The sequence below is a fragment of the Enterococcus sp. AZ149 genome, from assembly GCF_051714285.1.
In the GTDB taxonomy this organism is placed as follows: domain Bacteria; phylum Bacillota; class Bacilli; order Lactobacillales; family Enterococcaceae; genus Enterococcus_D; species Enterococcus_D entomosocium.
Map to the genome: position 1 here is coordinate 1,203,398 of NZ_JBIORO010000001.1, position 25,356 is coordinate 1,228,753.

Here is a 25,356-nt window from a genome sequence, read left to right on the forward strand (position 1 = left end):
CAATTATTTTCTTTTCACTAATAATCATGTAAAATAAGAACTAATGTGAAAATAGAGGGTAATTATGAAAAAAAATTTTTTTGTTTCATTATCAAAAGAAGTATATTTATTTTTAGTTCGTCTTTGTTCCTTAGGGAAAAGGCGTAAAAATGATAAAATCATTTTTCTTGTCAGTTTTCCTTCAACAAGCAACTACGTTTTGGAAGCTCTGGCTGAAGCCTATGGTGATCGACTGATAATTTGTTACACCAGAAATGCGCGACAAATGGTTTCAGTATTTGAGAAACAAGGATTTAAGAGCTATCTTGTGGATTCCTTTGCAATCCTTTGTTTAAAAATCATACCGATACTAAAGAAGTCAAAATTGATCATTTGTGATAATTACTTTGCTTTTTTGGGTGGTATGATATTAGATAAACAAACGAATGTTGTTCAAATTTGGCATGCCAATGGAGCAATTAAAAAGTTTGGTCTTCAAGCACAGTATGCAAAAAATGCTGCTCCTGCGGATCGTCGGCGCTATCAGAAAGTTTATAATAAATTTACTCATTTTGTAGTAAGTTCACCCACAATGGCAACGATTTTCAAGGATAGTTATAATATTGATCCGATCTTTCTAAAGTTCGGCTATCCATTAACTGATTATTACTATCAATTAGATGATGAAACAATAACTTATCAAAAAAACGCGTTGCTAGAGGATATGAACAAGAAAATCGCTCTTTATTTACCTACCTACAGAGAGAATACCGATGATAATAATCCCTTAGATTTTGATTCTATATCAAATCAATTGAATGAAGATTGGGCATTATTCATTCATCCACATCCACATGATAAAAAGATGATAGAATTAGCAAACCAATACCCAGAATATTTTATTAAAGATGATAAGGACTACGATTTAAAAAATTTAATAGCAATGGCGGATTGTTTGATTACAGACTATTCTTCAGTACCTTTTGAATATTCTTTAGTAAACCCTCGTGGGAAGATCATTTATTTCTGTTATGATTTTGAACTGTACGATGAAATTGTCGGAATTCAAGAAGAGTTTAAGAAAGATATAGGTTCTTCCATTGTGAAATCCTCCGAGGAACTTTTTTCCAGTATAGAGACGATGGGAAATGAGGATTTGTCAGATTTTAACCAAACTTGGAATACGTATGTTTCCGGGCGCGCCATTGACTCTTTTTTAGAATGGATTGATAAGCAATATGAAATCTGAAAATATAATGGGCGTTTTAGTTGATCCAATCACTTATGGAGAAGTGGTGGATGATTTGGCACGCTACATCGATAGTGATAAGAAAATGACTATCATTAGTGTAAATCCGCAGATTATTACTGAAAGCAGAAAATACCCAGATATTGTAACGTTTATCAATCAGAGTACCCATCGGATACCTGATGGCGTCGGAGTGGTACTTGTTTCAAGATTAACTGGCGGAAAGATAAAAGAAAGAGTTACTGGTTACGATTTAATGGTAAGATTGCTAGGTTACGCAAATGAAAATAAAATGAGTGCTTTTTTTTATGGCGCAAAACCTGAAGTGTTGACTGATGCACTAAAAAATATTAATAATCAGTATCCCGACCTAACAATTGCAGGAGCGATAGACGGTTATACGACTCTGGGTGATGAGGCAATTGTCAATCAAATAAACGCTGTGAAGCCCGATTTTGTTTTTGTGGCGCTAGGGTTCCCCAGACAAGAACGGTGGCTTGCCCAAAATATGAATGCGATACACGCTTCTGTTTTTCAAGATGTTGGTGGGAGCTTTGATGTTTTGAGTGGTCATGTAAAAAGAGCCCCTAATTTTTTTATAAACCTTCACTTAGAATGGTTGTATCGCTCGTTAAGTAATCCGACCAGATTAGGAAGAATTGCGCAATTGCCTGTTTTTTTAGTTAAAAGTATCTATTGGAAGCTGGTGAATAGAAGTGATCAAAAGAATAATTAGTTTTTTTTATCGAATACTATTTAATTTTATAGCATCTATTTTTCCAGTAAAAAAACAAATGGTTATATTCGAAAGTTTTAACGGGAAAATTCCTTCTGATAATCCTTTAGCGATCTATCAAGAGATGATACAATCGATTGATTTTGCAGATTGGACTTTCTACTGGAGTATAAAAAAAGAAAGTTTGTCAGAAGCGAAAGAAAAATATCCTGAAATGTTTTTTATCTCACGTTTTTCCTTTAAATGGCTTTTGTTAATGCCAAGGGCTAGTTTTTGGATCTTTAACTCCCGTTTATCTGAATGGCTTAAAAAAAATAAGCAGACAATTTATTTGCAAACGTGGCATGGTACGCCCCTTAAAAAATTAGGAGCAGATATTGATAACGTGGTTATGCCAAATACTGATACGCAAAAATACAAAGCTGGCTTCTACAAAGAAAGTAATCGGTGGGATTACTTGATTGCCCCAAATGAGTATTCAAAAAATATCTTCAAGACGGCGTTTGGTTTTGAAAATACTTTCTTAGATATTGGTTATCCAAGAAATGATGTTTTAGTACGTTTCAAAGATGATGATAATACAATTAGTCAGCTTAAGAAAAAAATTATTGGAGATAGAAAAGGGCATGTTCTATTATATGCACCGACCTGGCGGGACGATTATTTTATTTCAAAAGGAAACTACAAGTTCTTTATGCCATTTGAATTGAGTCAACTTACTTCTAGAATGAATAAAGACGATACATTGATAATTCGACCGCACTATTTAGTCAAAGAATCTATTGTAATAGATGGCTATGAAGACCAAATCAAAATATGTTCGGATGAGGATATTAATGAGTTATATTTAATTAGTGACTGTCTCATAACGGATTATTCTTCTGTAATGTTCGATTATTTGATATTAAAAAAACCGTTGATTTTCTATCCATATGATTTAAATCATTATGAAAATGGAATCCGAGGATTTTACTTCGATTATAGTGAAGTACCAGGATCTATCTGTTTAGATGAACAGTCATTCTACCAGGTTATAGAAAAATTTTGTCGTCAAACTATTGATTCAGAATGTTCGGATACGAAATATCTAGAATTCTATAATAAATTTTGTTCTTGGGAAAATGGTGATGCTGCTAATAAGGTAGCTGAACTGATCAAAGAATGCAATATAAGGGGATAACACATGAGTGCTTTAAGTAATGTGAAAACGATATTAAGTAAAGTAGTGACTAGTTTTGTTTCAGAAAATGGCAAAATTGCCTCATACTATATAAAAGCGAGTAAAAAGAAAATACAAAAGAACACGATCCTTTATGAAGTTCGAGATGGGCAATCAATCGTAGATTCTCCCTACGCAATGTTTATGCATTTAGTAAAAGACCCCGAATATGCTCATTTTCATCATATCTGGGTTATCAACGACTTAAATTATCCCACAGTAAAACGTATTAAGGCAGAATTCGACAATGTTGAATTTGTAGAAAGAAACTCAAAAAGATATTTGCTTTGGCTGGCAACAGCAGAGTATCTAATTAACAATGCTACTTTCCAGTCATTTTTCTTAAAGAGAGAAGGTCAAACATACATAAATACTTGGCACGGAACGCCTTTGAAATATATGGGATTTGACATTCCTGGTAATCCAGCCCATTCTCAAAATGTTGTACGAAATTTTTTAATGGCTGATTACATCTTGTCACCTAACTCACATACAACAGAGATTTTCTCAAAAAGTTATCGTTTAGATGGCTTATTTCCTGGAACGATTTTAGAAGGCGGATATCCAAGGATCGATAGGACGAATACTATCAATCGAGAAAGTATAAAGAAAGAGTTAAAGAAGCTAAACTTAACTTATAATGATCGTTTACCTACAATTTTATATACACCGACTTGGAAAGGATCATCCATCTTAAATCCCTCGAATGATAAAGAGCAGATCGTTAAAGAAACCATTTTTTTGAAAGAACATTTTAAAGATCAGTACAATGTATTGGTTAAAGTACATCCATATATTTATCGTGAATTAAGTAGAGATGAAGAGATTCGCTCAATACTTATTCCTGACTACCTAGATCCTAATGAAGTTTTGTCTATTGTTGACTTATTAATAACAGATTACTCTAGTATATTTTTCGACTTTTTAGTAACTGATAAACCAATTATTTTTTATGTTTGGGATCGAGACTTATATGAAGTGGATAGAGGAATGTATTTAAAAGAAAGTGATTTACCAGGACCAGCTGCTGAAACAATAGATGATCTTATTCGGTTAATAGAAACAAAAGCGTATTCTACTGAGCAACATCGGGAATGTTACCAATTGATGAAAGAGAAATTTTCCAGATATCAAGATGGTAAAGTTACTAAAAGATACATCGAAAGAATATTTAATAATAAAAGAACGAAAAGAATTGAAGAAGTTATTCTAAGAAACGATTTAAATAAGCTTATTATTTATCCTGGCGGAATGAAAAATAATGGTATCTCAACTAGTTTTATCAATCTTACCAATAATCTAGACTTCAATAAGTATGATATTTCCATTATCCTCAACAAACCAGTTTCCGACGAAGAAATCAGTAATTTAAATAAAATCAATGAAAATGTTCGAATGATTTTTCGTCCTGGAAGGACCCTTTATACGAGAAGTGAAATATTGAGAGACTTATTTATTCAGGCGTTCACTTCGAAAAAAGTATGGCGTTTTGTCCTTCCGAAAAAAGCGTACAAGAGGGAAGCAACTAGAATAGTTGGGAATGTTCATTTTGATACTGCGATTGATTTTAGTGGCTATAGTTTTTTCTGGGCAAAAACTATAGCGTTTATGAACAGCGATAAGAAAATTATTTTCCAACACAATGATTTATTAAGTGATTCAAAAAAAATAATTAATGGAAAAGCCCCACACAAGAAAAATTTACCAGCTGTTTTTTCAATATATTATCTTTATGACCGCATCTTAAGCGTATCGAAAGAGACTATGGAAGTTAATAGACGAAACTTAAGAAGATTTATTGAAGATGATCAACTTGGTTTCACTATAAATACTATCGATACTAGAAAAATCCTAAATGATGATTTTGTTTCTAAAGATCATAATATAGTAAGTAATGAAGTAGTGGAATTTCGATATAATGCAAGAATCAAAAAAGAGGGTTTTTATAAAGTAGCAAAAAACTTAGTTTCATTAAAAGACAATTCCTTTTTCAATATATTGATTTCTGAAAAAGACACTATCTTCGTAATTGCTTCAACGAGAGTTAATGTTAAGGAATATGTAAAGATTACGTTGAATGGACTATATACAGGATGGATGGACGGTAAAGATGTTGATCCAATTAATCACATGACTGAATTAGATACTGTTGTAGATAAATGTTCATCAATTGCTACCGTCAATTGTGACAATGATGCAATGATTTTTAAGTCATTAAACAATTTAACTGAATTTCGCTCACCACTAAAGATGCTTGACAAAACCTATGTTTATATAAGTAAGCGAATCATATTCAATGATCAAGGATTTTGCTTTATTGAGAATAATTCTGGCGAAGTTGGCTGGGTGAATCAAAGTAGTCTTTCTAATTTTCATGACACTAAAGGTCTTAATTTTTTAAAAAATTATTTTCTGAGAAAAAATAAATCAAAAAATATAAATCTTTATGATTCATTTGCAATGGAGTTTGTAATTGGAACAGTTGCTAAGAATCCTATTGTAGCATCTCTTACTCCTGAAATAGATTCTGAAGGTGAACATTTAGTTTTGGAAAACCAAAAGGGTAGGGTTATAAGTTTTTCTAAGCAAGCAAGAATTGCTGATAAGATTTACTACTGCACTAATGATTTTAACAATCAGTCTCTTTGGGTTGAAGAGGATGATTTAATAGGAATTTCTGATATACAAAGTAATGAATATAATTTTAATAAAAGTTATCGGAATGAATATACTGATATCAACCAACGAACAGAAACTGAATTACCACAAACATTAGATAATTATTTTAATTTAGTCAATATGGGAAGATTATCACCTGAAAAAAATCAGATCAGTTTAATTAAAGCAGTTAAGACTGTACTAGGTAAACAGCCAAATATTCGCCTATTTATTTTAGGAGATGGACCTTTAAAGAACGAAATGCGTCAGTTGATCTTGAGCTTAGACTTAGAAAAAAATGTTTTTCTTTTGGGACATCAAGAAAATCCATTTACAATTATGAAACAGTGCGATCTTTTTGTTTTCCCCTCAATTTACGAAGGACAACCAATGGTCTTACTTGAAGCATTAACTTTAAAACTTCCTGTTTTAGCCACTAATATTCCGGCAAATCTATCGGTCCTCAAAGATTATGCTTCGGAATATATTGAAGGATTTTCTTCTGAAGATATAGCACAAGCAATTTTGAGAAGTATTGAAGAAAAAAATCATATAAAATGTTTTAACTATCTCGAGTACAATAATAAGGCAATGAAAAGTTTTAGTTTGGAAGTAGATAGATAAGAAAATGTCTTGTTTGGTGAGTTTTTAATAAGATGGCAACTTATAGCATAGATAAGAGTGAATATAAGGAATTGTTAATTATAATATTTTAAATTCTGGAGGTGATTAAAATTAGTGATAAAATTGAAATTAGAACAGACATGGACGCTTGTTACCTTATTTCAAAAACAATCGATTTAGACGAAGTAGTCATTGTAAAGGGAAACAAAAGGAAGAATTTTATTAGAATTAACACAATCACTTGGAAAATATTAGCTATCGATATTGCGGAATTAATGAATAAAAAACAAGAGGACAGAGTGTATATTTATTACGGCAAAGATATGAAACAATTTTCTACAGATTCTTTTGAGTTCTCCTTTATGAATTCTCCAATAATGCGTGCTTTTAACACCGAAATCTATGTCTATCTCACATTAGATAATAAATTAAGATTTATATGGAATCAACATCCATCTGCTAAAAGTTATGTTAAAAGCAATCAAATAAGCAATATAGAAATAGCAGAAAATAAGATAATGAACTTTTGTTTTTGTATTGTTACAAGATTTATCCCCATTAATAAAATGAATTTAATAACATCACATCGACAAAGAAAGAATACTTGTACGTCAGAAACAACATTTATTTCTAGTACTAAGAATACAGACAATACTTTTAACAATTATTTTTCTGTAGCGTATGATATTGTAGAATCTGTGAAAAAAGTTACAGGACCAATTCAATATGACCATTATTGTTATGATATTATTGATTTTGGTTTTACTATACAATCAGATTTTCTTCCTCTGACTGCTTATATAACTCAGATTGATTTTTCTTTTGAAACAGAAAAAGAGTTTTGGTTTAATTACTCAGAAGAATGTAGACTCATGACAAGATTCTTTAAGAATGCTAAAAATAAAGTCTCAGCTAGAATTGGGCTGTTGAATAATCCAGAAGCTGAATACTTAAGAGAACTTGAAAAAAATCAGAAGAAAGTTCAGATGAAGAAAAAGAAGAAGATTATTTTAATCATGGAATACCCTCATAGAGCTCAAGAAAGCGGCTTGATCTTCTTTAAGTATATGATGGATAAGCAGAAAGATTTTATTCCCTACTACATTGTTTCTAAAAGCTCAAAGGATTTAGCAGAGCTAGAAGATTATATGACGAATGTTTTATTTTATAAAAGTAAAGAACATATAGAAAAAATGTTCGAAACTAGTTATTTAGCCCATACCCATACACCAAACTATGCTGCGCCAGTTTTAACGAAAATTATCGAAGGTAAAATAAAAAGCTTTAAGAATATCTTTCTCCAACATGGTATTATAGGTGTCCGAAATTTGGAATATATGTATGGGAAAAACTCGAATCCTGAATTGATCAACAAATTTGTTGTCTCATCAAAAAGAGAATTTAATATTGTAAGAGATGAATTGTGTTACTCTGAAGAAGAGATTATCTTAGCTGGTCTTCCAAGGTTCGATTCATTGTTAGAACCTTTTACTCAGTTTAAATCGTTTTTGTATAAGAATGATATTCTGATTATGCCTTCATGGAGAAAAGGCCAAGAAAATTTAACAGATGATGAGTTTAAAAAAACTTTATTTTTTAAGTCTTTTCATTCATTAATTAATAATCAAACATTTGAAAGGGAGACCAAGAATAGAAATTTAACTGTTAATTTCTTTTTGCATAATAATTTTCAAAAGTATAATCACTTGTTTAAGTCTAGTTTTGTTCATATTATTGAATCAGGTGAACAAACAGTTCAGAATTTGCTAAAGAAACATGGAATTTTAATTACTGACTACTCAAGCGTAGGACTTGATTTTTCTATTTTATATAGACCTGTTTTATATTACCAGTTTGACAATCAACTTAGTGAACAAAGAGACCTAGAATCTGGCAATTTAGAATTTTTACCCGGTAAAATATTCCATGATGAAAATCTTCTTTTAGAGGAACTTTATCGGAAAAACGATCTTTATAAAATGGATAAAGAGTACAAACTGTTAGTAAAAAATGACATTTATCAGTTTCGAGATAGAAAAGCATGCCAAAGAATTTTTCGAAATTTACAATCTATGAATGAATAAGATAGCCATATTTAAGGAATTTTCTATTTAGTGTAAATCTATTCTTTTTAGTGAAGAAAGGTGTTTAGTGTGAATATATTATCTAAAGTGCGAAAAAAAAGTAATCTATCTTTTAAGTTGGCTACATGGTCAGCGTTGTATTATGACACCTGTTTGCAGGACCCAAACATAATATTTTATGAATCACGAGATGGGAAAAATATGGTTGATTCTCCGAAAGCAATTTTTGAATTTATGGTGAATGAGATTAAATACCAGTCATACACCCATGTTTGGAGTTTCGATTCCTCTGTGGAAGAATGGAACGAAATTTTTGAACTTTATAAAGAAAATCCAAATGTTCTCTTTGTTGAGAGAAACACGGAAGAGTATGTAAAATATCTTTATAAAAGTAAATATTTAATTACGAACGCTACTTTTCAATCTTTCTTTGTACCTAGAAAAGATCAAGTAGTGATCAATACTTGGCACGGCACGCCATTGAAAAAAATGGGTTTTGATATAAAAGATTCGCATCCTGCCGGTGCTCAAAACGTAGTCAGAAACTTTCTTTTTGCAAATTATTTAATTAGTCCAAATAGCCATACAACTAATATGTATGTAAACAGCTTCAAATTGAATGGTTTGTATCAAGGAGAGATTATAGAAGCAGGCTATCCGCGAATTGACTTAACGAAAAAAACTACATTTGATAAAGAATTAAAAAAATTAAAAGATTTGTCATTAAATGTAAGTTTTGACAAAAAAACTATTCTATACTGTCCCACATGGAAGGGCAAAGATGTAAATAATCCCACGTCTGAACTGAAGCAAATGACAAGCGAGGCTAAGTTTTTACAAAAACGAATCGCTCCTGACTATAATTTATTAGTTAAAGTCCATCCATTTATTTACAGTGTCGCGAAAGAAATGGAGGAGTTACGTGATATTCTTATTCCTGATTCATATGATGCAAATGAATTAATGGCAGCCGTTGATTTATTAGTGACAGATTATTCTAGTATCTTTTTTGATTTTATGGTGACTGGAAAACCTATTCTATTTTATTGCTGGGATAAAGAGCTTTATGAAGAAGATCGAGGGCTTTACATCTCTGAAGATAAATTACCTGGACCTGTAGCTACGACAATTTTTGAAGTTAGTGAATATATAAAAAATATTGATAAAGTTAAAAAAGAATACAACACTAATTATGAATCGCTTAAATCAGAATTTTTAAAATATGAAGATGGGAAAGTTACTAGTCGAATTGTATCTTATATTTTTGATAAAGAGAAGTTGGACTCTGGAACAACTATAGTTGTAAAAAATAGCAAAAAGAAGTTACTGTTTTATGTTGGAGGAATGAGAAATAACGGAATAACCTCTAGCCTAATTAATTTGCTTAAAAATATTGATTATTCAAAATATGATGTTACTTGTTTTTCTGGGTACCCTAAAGCTTCGGATAGTATTTTTAATATTCATTCTATTCCCAAAGAAGTTAGATTTTTATTTAAGCCCGGGTATGCGATGCTTAATTCCAAGGAACAGAAACTTGTAGAAAAGTATAATATAAATCCCTCGAAAAAAAATTCTGAATCACTCCCATGGAATGGATTAAGAAGAGAGGTAAATCGAGTATTCTCAAATCTTAGTTTTGATGTAGCTATAGACTTTAGTGGATACAGTTTCTTTTGGTCAAAGTATATTTTGGCATCTGATTCTGCGAAAAAAATATGTTATTTACACAGTGATATGATGGAGGATAAAAGTCGCACAGTTAATGGCGTTCGGATTCATGAAATGAATCTACTAAGATTGTTTTATCAATACAAAAAATTTGATAAACTAATTACTGTTTCACCTGTGATGAAGAAAGTAAACCAAGAAAAGCTAGGAGAATTTGTAGATGATAATAAGTTTGCATATGCTTTGAATACGCTAGATATTGAAAAATTATTTTCAACCAATACAATTTTAGAAGAAAAGACAAAAATTAATGAAGGTAATGCAGACTTAGTTAATTTAAGTGATTCTATAGAAGTATTTAAAAATCCTTATGATAAACATGGAGAAAGAAAGAAAATTCAATCTGATGATGCTCTAAGATCTGTTGCCCAAGTCATTAATGAAAATGATATAAGATATAAAACGTTAATGAACGATATTTTCATTGGGTGGACATCTTCAGAAGATGTTATTGTACAATTACCACAAATTGTCAGTTTGGAGAATGTAAACTATTTTTGCTATATTAAGAGAAATAAGAAAAGAATTTTATGGAAAGAACTTCCCACATTTAAAGAAGCAAAAGTTGTTGGTAAGATTTGGGAGTATCGTTACTTGATTGCTAAAGTTAACAAAGAGGCATATTTAAGTAATGATCAGATTTATGCTCATATCCAGATAGATTCTGTAGATATAGGTTGGGTTGAGAAATCCGTCTTAAGTAATATAAATAATAGTTTATTACTTAGGAAATTAAAAAATCATTTAACCAATAGAAAACGACTGGCTGAATTGTCTGAAAGAACCTTGGAAACAGTTTATGAAGAAGGATATATAGAAGTAATTAGCCTTCCCGATAAGGATCCTTGGAGTAAAGCATTAAATGGCGAATCTGAATATAATGATATATATTTAGCTGATGGGAAAATTTTGAGATACACTTTAAAAATCCAAAATGCACACGGTTGGTATTATCGAATATGGGATGACAAAAGTTTAATTGGGTGGATAAATGAAAAAGAAGTTCGTAAGATTGATGATTTTCGGGTTGTGTCAAAACAGAAGATATCAATGCGAGTAAAAATTCTTTCCGATTATGTTTTTGAAAATATAGAAAGACAGAAGACTATTGCTATAGAAAAGCCAGAAGCTGTTTTGGTTCAAAAGTATATTACAACATTTGGAACATATTATAGAACAAGTGAAAATAAATTCGTAGAAGAAACACAAATCGAAGTGATAGAAAACTTCGGAAAATATGATTTGTTGGGGAATTATGTACTATACCCTGATAAGCAAAATTATAATATTATCACAATGGGAAGACTGTCTCCAGAAAAAAGGCAATCCGATTTAATTGAAGCTTTTTCTCACTTTAATAGGTCAGTTGAAAACGCCAGGCTTTATATTCTAGGAGATGGACCTTTAAAACAAGAATTGATCAATCAAATTAATGACTCTAATCTAGCTGATAAAGTCTTTTTAATGGGGCATGAAAAAAATCCGTTCCATTTGCTATCTCTTGGTCAATTTTTTGTTTTAACTTCTGAATATGAAGGCCAGCCTATGGTATTATTAGAAGCAATGGCACTGGGGGTTCCAGTGGGAGCGACAAATATACCAGCTACGCAATTCGTGCTCCAAGAGGGTAAATTAGGCATTTTAGCGAAAAGTAATAATATCGAGGGCATACAGAATATGCTTTTTAAAGCATACAATGATAAAATCCGACCAGCTGAATTTGATGTGGAAGAATATAACAATAAAGCTGTTCAAATGTTTTATAAGCAGATCGAGGAGGCATAAAAAATGAACTATCTTATTACAGGAGGAGCCGGTTTTATCGGTTCAACCTTGGTAAATGAATTAGAAAAAGGCGACAATAATGTTTTTGTCGTGGATGATTTATCAATGGGAAAGAAAGAGAATCTCAATACCAGTTCGAAAATTATTCTTTTTGAGAAAGATATTAGGGATCTTGTTTTTTTAAATGAGATCTTTTCTGAGAATCAATTTGATTATATTTTTCATTTAGCAGCAATCGCTAGTGTTGCGGATTCAATCGAAAGACCAATAGCAACACATCAAGTTAACCTAGAGGCTACACTAAATTTATTAGAACTCACAAGACAAACTCAGAAGAACCTAAAGCGATTTGTCTTTGCTTCTTCTGCCGCTGTATATGGTGATGAACCTTCTTTGCCTAAAACTGAAAAATCAATGATAAAGCCATTATCACCATATGCTATTGATAAGTATTCTTCAGAACAATATGGTTTGCTCTATAATTCACTTTATGATCTACCTACTAGTGCTGTACGATTTTTCAATGTATATGGACCTAATCAAAACCCATCATCGCCCTATTCAGGTGTACTTTCTATAATAACGAACCATTTCAAGAAACTGAAAAACCATGAAAAAAATGTGTTTACCCTTTATGGTGATGGAAGTCAGACAAGAGACTTCGTCTATGTTGACGATGTCGTTCAAGCATTAAAAATTGTGTCAGAAAAAGAAGAGGCACAAGGTAATGTTTATAATGTTGGTACTGGTATTCCAAGTTCAATTAATGATGTACTGGATATTTTTAAATCAGAGACAGGTATAGAGCCAATCATTAAATATGAAAATGTAAGAAAAGGAGATATTCAAGACTCATATGCAGAGATATCTGAATTAAAAAAAATCGGCTATTCCCCTAAATATGATTTGAATAGAGGCATATCCACATATCTATCTACTGAACTGAATTTCGGGGATTAGAATGGATAAATATAAATTAATAAAATAGAAATGGAGCGAATTAATGATTGTTTCTCGCATCAATAAAACCAAAGGGTCGAACATAGAAAAAGGTTTTTCGCTAATAATATTAACTATTGTTATAGTAAGTATATTGCTGACATTTAATTCTAATCCTTTTTCAAATAGGCTAGATGCGCATGATTCTTCAATGTTTTTGTATTTTGGTAAAGGGATGTCTGAGGGGATGGTTCCTTACAAAGATATTTTTGATCATAAAGGTGTCGTCTTATTTTTTATTCAATATCTGGCAAGTATAGTCGGATTTGGAAATATATTTATAGGTATTTTTGTTATACAGGCTGTTTTTTTAGTTGTAGCGATAATTTATCTTTACAAAATCGGTATACTGTTAACTAAGAGTTATACAGTTAGTAGTTTGATCTTATTGATTTCCACAGGGCTATTTGCTGAGCTTTATGAAGGTGGTAATTTATCTGAAGAGTATGCATTAACTTTTATCGCTATTTCATTATTTTATTTCATAAAGGAGATTATGGCGGATTCTTTAAAGAATCATACTTACTTTTTTCTTGGGTTAATGGGTGGATTAGTTTTCTTTATGAGAATGAACATGATTTCATTATGGGCAGTATTTTGTATTGGGATTGCTATCCGAGAAATTATGACTAAAAATTATAAAGTTTTAGCAAAGAAAGCCTTGTTGATTTTTCTGGGCGGAATTTTTGTTGTTGCAATTGCATTTAGCTATTCAATAATAACAAACTCTTTTAGTGAAATGATATATCAAACTTTTACATTGAATTTGGAGTATTCATCTGTTACATTTTCTGAAAGAATCTCCTCTTTTAGATTTTTCTTTGAATTATTCTCAGTTTATGGAATGCCACTTATATCAGCTTTTATGCTTGCTGTGTATTTTATTAGGTCAAAATATTTGACTAAAAGTCAGCGTACGATCATTCTTAGTATCTTAATATCATTGATATTAAACTTTTTTACAATAATACTTTCTGGACGTAATTATCGTCATTATGCAACTACAGGGATTCCTTTTTTATTGGCAGCACAATTTATTGTTGTTAGTTTTTATTCAACGAAATTGAGTAAGAAAAATAATTTTTTAGCAATATGTACAGTTGTCATTTTTATGGTGCCGGCTTTTGTACCCACTGTGGCAGAAAGAATCAATAATGTTGTCAGGAAAGACATGCCTATTTTTCAGCAAGAGCAATTGGACATCGCTGATTATATTAATAAAAATTCGAGTGAAAACGATGTGATCTATGTTCATGCAATTGATGCGAATATCTATTTGCATGCAAATAGATTCTCGAATTCCCAATTTTTTGTATTACCGTCTTTAAACTATGAAGAATTCCCTGATTTGAAAGATCAGTTTATACATTCAATGGAAAATAATCCTCCTAAATTTATAGTTATATCAAAGAATTCTTATTTGTCTGATAATCCCAACAATACTAGATTAAATAAAGTTGTTATTGATAAGATACAATCGAACTATATTCAAATTGGAAAATTTGATAAAAACTACTATCTTTTTGAATTGAATCTTTAAGAAAAGCTGTTTTTTAAATCTATTAAGAAAGAAACTAATTCTATTCCACTCCTCCTAACTTTCGTGTATAATGGTACAAGCCAGTATTACGAAAGTTAGGAGGAGTTGTTTTGAGTAAACAACATCCAGAGGATAGATCCTTTAAAGACGAAGTATTAGGAGCTTTAAAGCAACCTCAATCAGATCAAACCCATGAAGACCAAGGTTTGAACGAGCGTCCTATTCAACAACCTCAAGAAGAGGTGGGTTCGCGAACTGCAAGTGGAAAGACCAAAAATAAACAAGCAAAGCAAGCTGCTACAAGTCGTAGGGCAGCAGCGGAAGAAGTGCCCATAGCTGAAGGTGGGGAAACGCAATTGCGCAAGCAGCAACGCAAAAAAGAAGATCGGATTGTCAATCGGATCGTTTTGATCGTAGTCCTTGCTCTGCTCGTCATCGGTGGTGTTTTAGGATTTTCAATGTATCGTTATGTAACATCAGGATTGCAGCCGTTGAATCCAGAAGATACAGAAACGGTGGCAGTTGAGATTCCTAGTGGATCGTCCAACAAAGCAATTGGAGAAATATTGGAAGAAGACAATATCATTAAAAGTGGTATGATCTTTAACTATTATACGAAATTCAATAATTTAACTGGATTTCAAGCAGGAAATTATCATTTTTCTCCTAGTATGACTTTGGATCAAATCTCAAAGATGCTGCAAAATGGCGAAGGTTCGGTCACCTCTGATGCAAAAGTGACGATTCCAGAAGGATTTGATGTGGACCAAATCGGTGATGCTCTAGCGGAAGCAACAAATATCTCGAAAGACGATTTCTTAGCTTTGATGGAAAGCGATGAGTTCTTTGAAAAAATGAAAGAAACCTATCCTGAGCTTTTAGCAAGTGCCGGCGATGCGCAAGGCGTGCGTTACCGACTAGAAGGATACTTGTTCCCAGCGACGTATGACTACTATACAGGGAATACCCTAGAAGAAGTCGTTACCCAAATGGTGGATAAATCAAATTCAGTCTTGTCCAAATATTTCGATCAAATTGCTCAAAAAGAAATGACGGTCCAAGAAGTCCTTACATTGGCTTCACTTGTTGAAAAAGAGGGTAGTAAGCTAGAAGATCGTAAAAATATCGCACAGGTATTCTTCAATCGTTTAGCGATTGATATGCCGCTACAATCGGATATTTCGATTCTATATGCGTTAGGTGAGCACAAAGAGCTAGTCACTTATGAGGACACTCAAGTTGACTCTCCTTATAATCTCTATGTGCAAACTGGCTACGGACCTGGACCATTCAACAATCCAAGCGAAGCAGCGATCCAAGCGGTCTTAGATCCAACACCGAATAACTACTATTATTTCGTTGCTGACATTCAAACCCAAGAAGTTTACTTTGCGGAAACCTATGAACAGCATATGCAATTAGTGGAACAATATGTAAACAATACCTCAAATTAAATTTTCATAGGTTTATAGTTTACATTTAAAAAAAAGCATGGTAATCTTTTGTGGACTCATCGCAAAAGATTACCTTTTGCGATTTATTAGAAGTTACTAAAAGGAGAAAAGAACTATGGTAGAAAAAGTTTACCCAATGACACTTGAAGGAAAAGAAAAGCTAGAACAAGAATTAGAAGAATTGAAAACGGTAAAACGCGGGGAAATCATTGAACGTATCAAGGTAGCCCGCAGTTTTGGCGATTTATCCGAAAACTCCGAGTATGAGTCTGCAAAAGATGAACAAGCGTTTGTCGAAGGCCGAATCACTACTTTAGAAAATATGATTCGTTTTGCAGAGATCATTGATAATGAGGGTGTAGACTCTGATGAAGTTTCCATCGGAAAAACTGTGATTTTTGTTGAGTTGCCTGATGGTGACGAAGAAGAGTACATGATCGTTGGTAGTGCTGAAGCAGATCCGTTTTCTGGTAAAATTTCCAATGATTCACCAATCGCTCGTGCCTTGATTGGGAAAAAAGTCAATGATGAAGTGACGATCTCAACGCCAGGCGGAGATATGCAAGTAAGAATCACAGAAGTAAAGAAAAGCTAGTCGCTTGATCACTAGGTAGATTTAGGTGACCCTGTTGTTCATTCTCCTTTAGGGAAATTGATCAAACAGGGTCTTTTTTCGGACCAGCGACGGATGGACAAACCATTTTTTTCAGGTATGATAAAGTAGAATTACTAGGAGGAGGAGCTTGAATGAAAAGTCCTTGGCGTTTTTTCTTTATTGTTGAAGCGCTCTTACTGCTTTTTGCGGTATGGCAAATTTTATCTAATCCGCCATTATTATTTTTATTAATACTTGGTGTGACGTGCTTGGTCCTTGTGAACCGAAGTGAGCGCAAGAGCAATTTTAAAAATTTCTTGATGGTCTCAAGTTCCATTGCTATTTTGATCAGTTTGTTAAATAGTCCAGCACTGTGGCTGATGCTGATTTTTGCGATTTTATTTATTGGTTTAAAAGGCGTCGAGATTACCGGAATCGACTTAACTAAAAATTCATTCTGGCGCAAAAAACAAATGATTATCGTTGAAACTGAAGAACCCAAAGCTGATCATCCGCTGAAACAAAAGCAGCAATGGTTAGGCAATGAACGGATCGGCAGTCAAGTCTATGAATGGGACGATATCAATTTAGATATCTTGACGGGAGACACTTTCATCGATCTAGGCAACACTTTATTGCCTAAGAAAGAAAACGTCGTGATCGTACGAAAAGGCTTTGGTAGAACTCGTATTTTAGTGCCTGCTGGCATAGCGATCAAATTAGAGCACAGTACTTTTATTGGCTCTGTTATCTTTGAAGGTGAAGAAACGAGCTTAAAAAATGAAAAAGTGACGATTTACAGCCCGGATTATGGCGAAAATAGTCGGCGTTTGAAAATCTTAACGAATACCCTTGTTGGTGATGTTGAGGTGATTCGGGTATGATTGGGAAATTTTCAAGAGGCATGATCGCTTTTTACGCAGGATTAGCAAGTTTTTTCACCATGATATTGATGCTGTTTTCCTATTTGTATGCCAGTGGGAAAAATAATTGGCTGATAGAAGTCTTTCAAATCAAACTCTTTTTTATCCCAATCGTCTTTCACTTACTTGTAATATCTGCATTGATTGCTTTAGCTGTCTTTTTACTGATTTCTTTTTTTCGCAACCGTCAATACGGTCCGGTGGAAGAAAAGCTAAGACTGTTAGCCAGCGGCTATATCGATAGCCCTTTATTGGAAACAAAGATCCCACATGCGTCTGAAAACCATTTGATTGCGAATGTGGATCGTGATATTGCCAGTATCCAATCGAAGATGAAACAGATGTCGATGGAATTACAGCAATTGAATGCGAAACCGCAGTTTGTTGATGGTCAGACGAAAGAAGAGATTTTAGAAGCAGAAAGGCAGCGTCTGGCTCGTGAACTGCACGACTCTGTTTCTCAACAGCTGTTTGCCGCCATGATGATGATGTCTGCACTGAATGAGCAAGCGATTCGAACAGATGCTCCAGAAAGCCAAAAGAAACAGTTAGCTATGGTCACAGACATTATCAATGCTTCGCAATCTGAAATGCGGGCGCTCTTGCTTCATCTACGACCTGTAACTCTGGAAGGGAAGAGTCTAAAGCAAGGAATCGAGCAATTGTTAAAAGAATTAGAGACCAAAATCAAAATTCTATTGACTTGGGATATTGAAGACTTTACGATGCCTAGTTCGATTGAAGATCAACTCTTTCGTGTGATCCAAGAACTCTTGTCTAATACACTGCGTCACGCGAAAGCTGATGAGTTAGAAGTTTACTTGCATCGCATCGATAATAACGTGTTATTGCGGGTGATCGATGACGGAGTTGGCTTTGATCCCCAAGATCAAAAGGCCGGCAGCTATGGCTTGATGAATATCCGAGAACGGGTAAGTGCTGTTGGCGGAACGTTGAAAATTATTAGTTTTAAAAATCAAGGAACCAGTATTGAAATCAAAGTTCCACTGTTGAAGGAGGCATAACGTATGATTAAAGTGTTGTTAGTTGATGACCATGAAATGGTTCGTCTGGGGGTCTCTTCTTATCTATCAATTCAAGACGATATAGAAGTAATTGGGGAAGCGGAAAATGGTCGAGTCGGGTATGAAAAGGCATTGGAATTACGTCCAGATGTGATTTTGATGGATTTGGTGATGGATGAAATGGATGGGATCGAATCTACGAAATTGATTTTAAATGATTGGCCAGAAGCAAAAATCATCATTGTCACTAGTTTTATTGATGACGAGAAAGTCTATCCTGCAATTGAAGCGGGTGCGGCCGGTTACCTGTTAAAGACGTCTACTGCTCATGAGATTGCGGAAGCCATTCGTGCAACCCAGCGAGGAGAGCGGGTCTTAGAACCCGAAGTCACCACGAAAATGATGGATCGTTTGACGAATCGGACACCAATCCTACATGAAGATTTGACCAATCGGGAACAAGAAGTGTTACTGTTGATCGCTGAAGGAAAGAGCAACCAAGAGATTGCGGATTCACTCTTCATTACGCTGAAGACAGTGAAGACACATGTGTCAAACATCTTATCAAAATTAGAAGTAGAAGATCGTACACAAGCTACAATATATGCTTTTAAACATGGCTTGATAAAATAAAATCTTAATAATCATACCTCCTCATGGCAAGCAGGGGAGGTTTTTGTTATACTAAATAATGATCTGGCAAACAAAGGAGCGTTTGTGGTGAAGCAAAATTATGCAATTATTGGATTAGGTCGTTTCGGTGGAAGTATTTGTCGTACGTTGATTGAATCAGGTCAAGAAGTGTTGGCAATCGATAGCAACGAAGATCGTGTCAATGAATACATGAATATCGCCACCCATGCGGTGGTCGGGAACGCACAAGATGAGATGACGTTGCGTTCATTGGGTATCCGTAACTTTGACCATGTCATTGTTGCGATAGGTGAAGATATTCAAGCCAGTATATTGGTCACACTGATGGTTAAAGAAATGGGTGTTCCTAATATCTTAGCCAAAGCCCAAAACGAATACCATGCCCGTGTACTGGAAAAACTCGGCGCCGACCGTGTCGTCCATCCTGAACGTGATATGGGGATTCGCATCGCCCATAATCTAGTTTCCAAAAATATCTTAGATTATATTGAACTATCTGACGAATTTTCTCTAGCAGAGATTCGCGTGTCCAATCCACGCTTTTTCAATAAATCCCTGATTGAGCTGAATTTTCGACAAAAGTATGGTCTGACAGTCGTTGCGATTCGTCGTGGACCAGGACAAGTGATCGTTTCGCCTGATGCAGAGGCAATCGTGCGTGAAAATGACAATTTACTCGTGATCGGCAATACAGATGATGTAGATATACTCGATGAACATATGAATGATTAGGAGTGAAGAAAATGAACTTAACAATAAGTCCTGAAGCAATGCAATGGTTCAAAAAAGAGTTGGTGGTAGACCAAGGAAGCGGGATTCGTTTTTTTGGAAAAATTTATGGAAAGACACAAGTGCATGACGGATTTTCCGTGGGGATGTCAGTAGACAAACCAGAACGTCCGATCGTTGAACAAACCATTGACGGCTTGCTTTTTTTTATTGATGAAGCGGATGAGTGGTTTTTCAAAGGCTATAATCTGACAGTTGATTATGATCAAACGTTGGATGAACCGAAGTACGATTTTAGTGAAGATAAAAAATAATGTGGATTCGGTCATAGCTGACCGGCTTCCCACGATTGGCTCTAGGAGATGAAACCGATGTTATCAATTGTTGTACCTTGTTTTAATGAAGAGGCGAGCTTGCCGATATTCTTTGAGGAAACAGAAAAAGTGAAGAGACAATTAAATATGCCCTTTGAATATATTTTTGTCAATGATGGCTCTTCAGATCAAACACTACCTGTTTTAAGAGCGTTATATCGTGCCCATCCCGAAAGTGTTCGCTATTTATCTTTTTCGAGAAACTTTGGCAAAGAAGCCGCACTTTATGCAGGCTTACAAGCGGCGAAAGGCGATTTTGTCACTGTGATGGACGCAGATCTACAAGACCCGCCGACATTACTGCCAGAAATGTTTGCGATGCTGGAAGCAAAACCAGAGCTTGATTGTGTGGGGACTAGACGGGCGGATCGCAAAGGAGAACCGAAGATCCGTAGTTTTTTCTCAGATGCTTTTTATAATATTATCAACAAGATTGCCGATACCGAAATGGTAAATGGTGCTCGAGATTTTCGCTTGATGCGCCGTAATATGGTAGATGCCGTTTTACAACTGTCTGAATACAATCGCTTTTCCAAAGGGATCTTCAGTTGGGTCGGCTTTGATACAGAATACATCGCCTATGAGAACCGGGAACGAGTCGCTGGCGAGACTTCGTGGTCATTTTGGAAACTATTCCAATATTCGATCGATGGGATTGTCAACTTTTCGGATACGCCGCTGAACATTGCTTCGTTTATTGGGGCGCTTTCCTGTTTTGGCTCTCTGATTGCGTTGATATTTATTGTGATCAGAACCTTTATCTTTGGTGATCCAACAACTGGTTGGCCATCGATGGTTAGCATTTTCTTATTTGTGGGCGGCTTGCAATTGCTTTGTTTGGGAATCATCGGGAAATATATTGGGAAAATTTTCTTAGAAACCAAAAATAGACCCTTATATTTCTTGAAAGAAACTGAAAAAGACCAAGAAAAACAACGATAAATTAAAAGTGTACAATCTGAAGGTTTCGCCTCCAACTGTACACTTTTTTTGCGGAAAGAATTTGTTAGTAGCCTTTATCCAAGTTTATCTCATTTTTTTCAAGTTCTTGTTTCGCCAAAAATTGTTGGAAATTCGCTAAGAAAATGGCCATAAATGCCTTTTGAAAATGGGGCGTATGCCCTGAGATATGGGGGGTTATCAAAAGGTTCTCGATGAGCCATAACGGATCATTCTCGGGCAATGGCTCTTCTTCAAAAACATCCAGAGCGGCAAATGCTATCTGCTTTTTTTCTAGGGCTTTTGCTAATGCATCGGTATCCACACTAGGCCCACGGCCGACATTATAAAAGGAAGCACTAGGTTTCATTTGGGCAAAAAAAGCTGCATCATACAAGTGAGTGGTTTCTTCCGTCAGAGGAAGGATGTTGATGACGCAATCGGCGGTTTTTGCGCAAGCGTGTAAGTCAGATAACGCAAACGTTTTTTCAAAACCTGTCACGTCATGCCCGCTAGTATTGATACCAATGGGACTTACACCAAAAAAGGTCAATGCTTGAGCTAACTTTTGGCCAATTTGTCCTGTACCAACGATCAAAATCTCTTGGTCCGACAATTTTGTATAGTGAATTGTATTCGGTGACCATTGCTGTTTTCTCTGTTGCTGAATTGCTTGGAAAATCCCGCGGTTTTCCATAAATAGTAGAGCCAACAAATGGTCTGTGATCGATTCGGCATGGATGCCGCTGCCATTAGATAAGCGAATATTGTATTTCGCAAACTCTTTTAATGGTAAGGTGTCTACGCCAGCTGAAATCGCTTGGACCCATTTCAAATTTGTTTTCTCCGTTAGCAGGTAGTCCTTCCATTCCGACTTCCAACCAATGGTGATTTCTACTTGTGACCAATCAATTGCTTGGTCCTTTGTGTACACAAGAAATTGATAGTCTTTTTCGATTTGTTTCACATATGTGTCGCGAAACTCTCGAGTGGCTAAGATTATTTTTTTCATTGCCAAGCCTCCTTTTAACTTAAGTGTAGCAAAGAATGAGAAAAAAACCATGTTCAAGGAATTGAACATGGCCTAGATTAGGTTTTAAACTGAATTTTTGGAGAATGTTTGACCCCTTGTGTGAATAAGAATAAAGAACCAAACAAAATAAAGGTGGTTGCATCGAAGGAAGGCAATAGTAGTTGTACGATTACACTAATAAGCGTAGGCAATGCAGCACTTACGATCAGAATCTTTAAATTTTCAAAGAAAGTATAGGAGAATCGTTTTAATCTTGTATAGATCGTTGCAATAAAGGTCCCCATCACTAAGGTGATCAGCAAGCTGACAAATGATGGATACAATGCAACAAAAAAGACAATGAGTTTGATTAGCCATGGAATTGCTTGGTTTGATAGCGCTTCTCGAATCGCCTGACCGTTAAGATTGCGCAGCGCAGGCTCACTGTAATCAAATTCTAATTGATTAGAATCTAACATTGACGTCGATAAGCCAGAAGAGGGGATACGGATGACCAGCTGATCTTTTAACAAGCCAACAGCGATGACAGAGCCAGTAACATCAGATGCAATATCTGCTGGCGTACGGTTGCCATCTGGATCGAAAGTAAAGATGATCGAATCGGTTTGATAAATGAAACCTTGCGTATCCGGCGCTGTAGCAAGCTGCCCATTTTCGATCGTAAAATCTGGAATCGATTCTCCAATTTTTTGTCCGTCTGCTTGCACATCGCGAAAGACACCTAATACATTGATGGTCATCGGTACCGCGATAAGCACGGAGGCGCTTAATAGAAAAACGATTACTTTGGAAAATTCTGCTTTTTTGACAAATTTTAAATCAGGTATTCGGAAAAAAGCAATTTTAAATAGTTGGACGATAGTCATTTGCTGATGAACTCCTTTGTGGTATAACTAGAGTAATTGTAACGAAGGGTTCTTTGAATTACAAGGAATTCACAAAAAAAGAACCAATAATCGAATGAATGAATAAATAAAGAAATGAAAGTAGGCAAAAGAATGCAAAAGTACAACGAATACAAGCAGTTCTTGCAGCAAAAAAAGTTGTGGGAGCCGATTACGTATTTATTTTTTGGTGGATTAACGACTGTAGTCAACATTGTCGTCTATCTCATTTTTCGTGAAGGATTTGGTCTTTATTACCAGACAGCGAATGTGATTTCCTGGATTGCTTCTGTTTTGTTCGCCTACTTTACAAATAAGTTATGGGTCTTTGAAGCAAAAACCGAGACAAAGCAAGAGTCATGGGCGGCATTTGGGAAGTTCATTTTCTTTCGCGTCTTATCATTAGGCTTAGATATGCTTTGTATGTATCTATTTATTTCAATTTTGGCAACCGGCGATCTAGTTGCCAAGCTGGTCACCCAAGTTGTTGTTGTTTTGGCAAACTATGTGTTTAGTAAATTTTTGATTTTCAATACGAAAAAAAGTGAGAAAAAGTAAGCATATTTTTTGAACAAAGTCTGATAGTCTGATAATGTTACTTATGTAAACATTATCATTGAGGAGGAATTTTTTTATGACTTACACATTACCAGATTTACCTTACGCATACGATGCATTAGAACCATACATTGATGAAGAAACGATGCATTTGCATCATGATAAACACCATAACACTTATGTAACAAACTTAAACGCAGCGATTGAAAAAAATCCTGAATTAGGTGAAAAAACAGTTGAAGAATTATTAGCTGACTTTTCTTCTGTACCAGAAGATATTCAAACAGCAGTTCGTAACAATGGTGGCGGCCATGCCAACCACACGTTCTTCTGGGAAATCTTAGGCCCAAATGCTGGTGGCGAACCTACTGGAGCCATCAAAGAGGCAATTGAAGAAACTTTTGGCAGCTTTGAAGACTTTAAAGAAGAATTTAAAACTGCTGCAACCGGACGTTTTGGTTCAGGTTGGGCATGGTTAGTCGTTAAAGATGGCAAATTAGCAATCACCTCAACAGCGAATCAAGATTCACCATTGATGGATGGCCAAACACCTGTCTTAGGTTTAGATGTTTGGGAACATGCGTATTACTTGAAATACAAAAATGTTCGTCCAGATTACATCAATGCTTTCTGGAGTGTTGTTAACTGGGACAAAGTAAACGAATATTTCGCAAAAGCTTAAACAATTTACTAGAAAGAAGCCTGCTAAAAGGCTTCTTTTTTTGTGGATAGAAAGAATCGTTTTGATATTGCTAACGCTTACATAATCCGCTATAATAAAGGCGACGGAATCGTCGGATTATAATTATTGGAGGCTTTACACACTATGGAACATGGGAAAGTAAAATGGTTCAACAACGAAAAAGGATTTGGTTTTATTACAGTTGACGGTGGCGATGATGTATTTGTTCACTTTTCTGCCATTCAAGGAGACGGTTTTAAGTCACTTGAAGAAGGTCAAGAAGTTGAATTTACGATCGTTGAAGGTGCCCGCGGACCTCAAGCAGCGGAAGTGACCAAAGTCTAAAACAGAACGGAAAAGCTGAGTAAGCCCTCAGCTTTTTTAATTTGCTATTTCTCGCCATATTTGGTATCTTCAATACATTAGTAAGACTAGGAAGCGAAGAGGGATAAGAATGAAACGAGTAATTACTTACGGAACATTTGATTTATTGCATTATGGACATATCAATCTTTTGCGTCGTGCAAAAGAGCAAGGCGATTATTTGATCGTAGCACTATCAACGGATGAATTTAATTGGAACGAAAAACAAAAAAAATGCTACTTTTCTTATGAGAAAAGAAAGCAGTTATTAGAAGCGATTCGGTATGTGGATCTAGTGATTCCTGAAGAAGGCTGGGGCCAAAAAGTTTCCGATGTCAAAGAATATCATGTGGATACCTTTGTTATGGGAGACGATTGGGCTGGCAAATTTGATTTTATTCAAGAAGAGACAGATGCTGAAGTGATCTATCTAGCACGGACTCCGGAAATATCAACTACTCAAATCAAAAAAGATTTGAAACTTAACAATTAAAAGACTATTATAAAAAAGCATCTTTTACAGATGTTTTTTTTATTGA

Annotated in this window: 22 protein-coding genes; 20 read left to right on the plus strand and 2 right to left on the minus strand. The window is 34.7% G+C overall.

The window, feature by feature from the left end:
- Nucleotides 1-64 precede the first annotated feature (64 nt).
- The 16 genes from IGI94_RS05725 (at nt 65) to IGI94_RS05800 (ending at nt 21,300) form a co-directional block, all read left to right on the plus strand.
- A complete protein-coding gene (locus IGI94_RS05725; RefSeq protein WP_081116199.1) occupies nt 65-1,228 on the plus strand; it encodes a CDP-glycerol glycerophosphotransferase family protein in 1,164 nt (387 codons plus the stop codon).
- Nucleotides 1,218-1,964: a WecB/TagA/CpsF family glycosyltransferase gene (locus tag IGI94_RS05730; protein WP_177900717.1), complete on the plus strand. Its 747-nt coding sequence runs from the start codon at nt 1,218-1,220 to the stop codon at nt 1,962-1,964. The genes IGI94_RS05725 and IGI94_RS05730 overlap by 11 nt, the downstream gene beginning before the upstream one ends.
- The gene (locus IGI94_RS05735; RefSeq protein ID WP_142424438.1) at nt 1,945-3,144 is read left to right on the plus strand and encodes a CDP-glycerol glycerophosphotransferase family protein; all 1,200 of its coding nucleotides are present in this window, start codon (nt 1,945-1,947) and stop codon (nt 3,142-3,144) included. The genes IGI94_RS05730 and IGI94_RS05735 overlap by 20 nt, the downstream gene beginning before the upstream one ends.
- A 3-nt stretch (nt 3,145-3,147) precedes the next feature.
- Nucleotides 3,148-6,465, plus strand: a complete 3,318-nt coding sequence (locus IGI94_RS05740; protein WP_438899529.1) for a CDP-glycerol glycerophosphotransferase family protein — start codon at nt 3,148-3,150, stop codon at nt 6,463-6,465.
- 101 nt (nt 6,466-6,566) lie between these two features.
- A complete protein-coding gene (locus tag IGI94_RS05745; RefSeq protein ID WP_142424440.1) occupies nt 6,567-8,549 on the plus strand; it encodes a CDP-glycerol glycerophosphotransferase family protein in 1,983 nt (660 codons plus the stop codon).
- Nucleotides 8,550-8,618: 69 nt separating this feature from the next.
- Complete coding sequence (locus IGI94_RS05750; protein WP_438899530.1) at nt 8,619-12,065, plus strand: CDP-glycerol glycerophosphotransferase family protein; 3,447 nt, start codon at nt 8,619-8,621, stop codon at nt 12,063-12,065.
- A gap of 3 nt (nt 12,066-12,068) precedes the next feature.
- Complete coding sequence (locus IGI94_RS05755) at nt 12,069-13,025, plus strand: NAD-dependent epimerase/dehydratase family protein (RefSeq protein WP_016610763.1); 957 nt, start codon at nt 12,069-12,071, stop codon at nt 13,023-13,025.
- Nucleotides 13,026-13,068: 43 nt separating this feature from the next.
- Nucleotides 13,069-14,604, plus strand: a complete 1,536-nt coding sequence (locus tag IGI94_RS05760) for a prepilin-type cleavage/methylation protein (protein ID WP_438899531.1) — start codon at nt 13,069-13,071, stop codon at nt 14,602-14,604.
- A 110-nt stretch (nt 14,605-14,714) separates the two neighbouring features.
- Nucleotides 14,715-16,058 (plus strand): endolytic transglycosylase MltG, encoded by a 1,344-nt coding sequence (mltG, locus tag IGI94_RS05765; protein ID WP_016613200.1) that lies wholly within the window; start codon nt 14,715-14,717, stop codon nt 16,056-16,058.
- A gap of 115 nt (nt 16,059-16,173) precedes the next feature.
- A complete protein-coding gene (gene greA, locus IGI94_RS05770; RefSeq protein ID WP_005229556.1) occupies nt 16,174-16,653 on the plus strand; it encodes a transcription elongation factor GreA in 480 nt (159 codons plus the stop codon).
- 152 nt (nt 16,654-16,805) lie between these two features.
- On the plus strand, nt 16,806-17,537 hold the full coding sequence (liaF, locus tag IGI94_RS05775) for a cell wall-active antibiotics response protein LiaF (RefSeq protein ID WP_010749367.1): 732 nt from the start codon (nt 16,806-16,808) through the stop codon (nt 17,535-17,537).
- Complete coding sequence (locus IGI94_RS05780) at nt 17,534-18,601, plus strand: sensor histidine kinase (protein ID WP_008379604.1); 1,068 nt, start codon at nt 17,534-17,536, stop codon at nt 18,599-18,601. The genes liaF and IGI94_RS05780 overlap by 4 nt, the downstream gene beginning before the upstream one ends.
- Nucleotides 18,602-18,604: 3 nt before the next feature.
- Nucleotides 18,605-19,234 (plus strand): response regulator transcription factor, encoded by a 630-nt coding sequence (locus tag IGI94_RS05785; protein WP_005236913.1) that lies wholly within the window; start codon nt 18,605-18,607, stop codon nt 19,232-19,234.
- An 87-nt stretch (nt 19,235-19,321) separates the two neighbouring features.
- A complete protein-coding gene (locus IGI94_RS05790; protein ID WP_005229566.1) occupies nt 19,322-19,987 on the plus strand; it encodes a potassium channel family protein in 666 nt (221 codons plus the stop codon).
- Between the two features lie 11 nt (nt 19,988-19,998).
- Nucleotides 19,999-20,298, plus strand: coding sequence for a HesB/YadR/YfhF family protein (locus IGI94_RS05795; protein ID WP_008379609.1), 300 nt, complete (start codon nt 19,999-20,001; stop codon nt 20,296-20,298).
- A 57-nt stretch (nt 20,299-20,355) separates the two neighbouring features.
- Nucleotides 20,356-21,300, plus strand: coding sequence for a glycosyltransferase family 2 protein (locus IGI94_RS05800; protein WP_438899532.1), 945 nt, complete (start codon nt 20,356-20,358; stop codon nt 21,298-21,300).
- 64 nt (nt 21,301-21,364) lie between these two features.
- Here the strand turns inward: IGI94_RS05800 and IGI94_RS05805 are convergent, their stop codons facing one another.
- Both IGI94_RS05805 and IGI94_RS05810 read right to left on the minus strand, forming a co-directional pair.
- Nucleotides 21,365-22,360, minus strand: a complete 996-nt coding sequence (locus tag IGI94_RS05805) for a phosphoglycerate dehydrogenase (protein WP_016613204.1) — start codon at nt 22,358-22,360, stop codon at nt 21,365-21,367.
- A gap of 26 nt (nt 22,361-22,386) precedes the next feature.
- Nucleotides 22,387-23,196, minus strand: coding sequence for a DUF1189 domain-containing protein (locus tag IGI94_RS05810; RefSeq protein ID WP_005236906.1), 810 nt, complete (start codon nt 23,194-23,196; stop codon nt 22,387-22,389).
- Nucleotides 23,197-23,328: 132 nt separating this feature from the next.
- Between IGI94_RS05810 and IGI94_RS05815 the strand changes: the two genes are divergently transcribed.
- The 4 genes from IGI94_RS05815 to tagD all read left to right on the plus strand — a co-directional run bounded on the left by IGI94_RS05815 (nt 23,329) and on the right by tagD (nt 25,310).
- The gene (locus tag IGI94_RS05815; protein ID WP_034872204.1) at nt 23,329-23,772 is read left to right on the plus strand and encodes a GtrA family protein; all 444 of its coding nucleotides are present in this window, start codon (nt 23,329-23,331) and stop codon (nt 23,770-23,772) included.
- Nucleotides 23,773-23,848: 76 nt separating this feature from the next.
- Nucleotides 23,849-24,454 carry a superoxide dismutase gene (locus IGI94_RS05820; protein WP_144330983.1) on the plus strand — a complete coding sequence of 202 codons (606 nt, stop codon included), beginning with the start codon at nt 23,849-23,851 and terminating at the stop codon, nt 24,452-24,454.
- Nucleotides 24,455-24,598: 144 nt separating this feature from the next.
- Entirely contained in the window at nt 24,599-24,799 is a 201-nt protein-coding gene (locus tag IGI94_RS05825; protein WP_005229578.1) for a cold-shock protein, read from the plus strand.
- 109 nt (nt 24,800-24,908) lie between these two features.
- Nucleotides 24,909-25,310: a glycerol-3-phosphate cytidylyltransferase gene (gene tagD, locus IGI94_RS05830; protein WP_086317041.1), complete on the plus strand. Its 402-nt coding sequence runs from the start codon at nt 24,909-24,911 to the stop codon at nt 25,308-25,310.
- Nucleotides 25,311-25,356 lie beyond the last annotated feature (46 nt).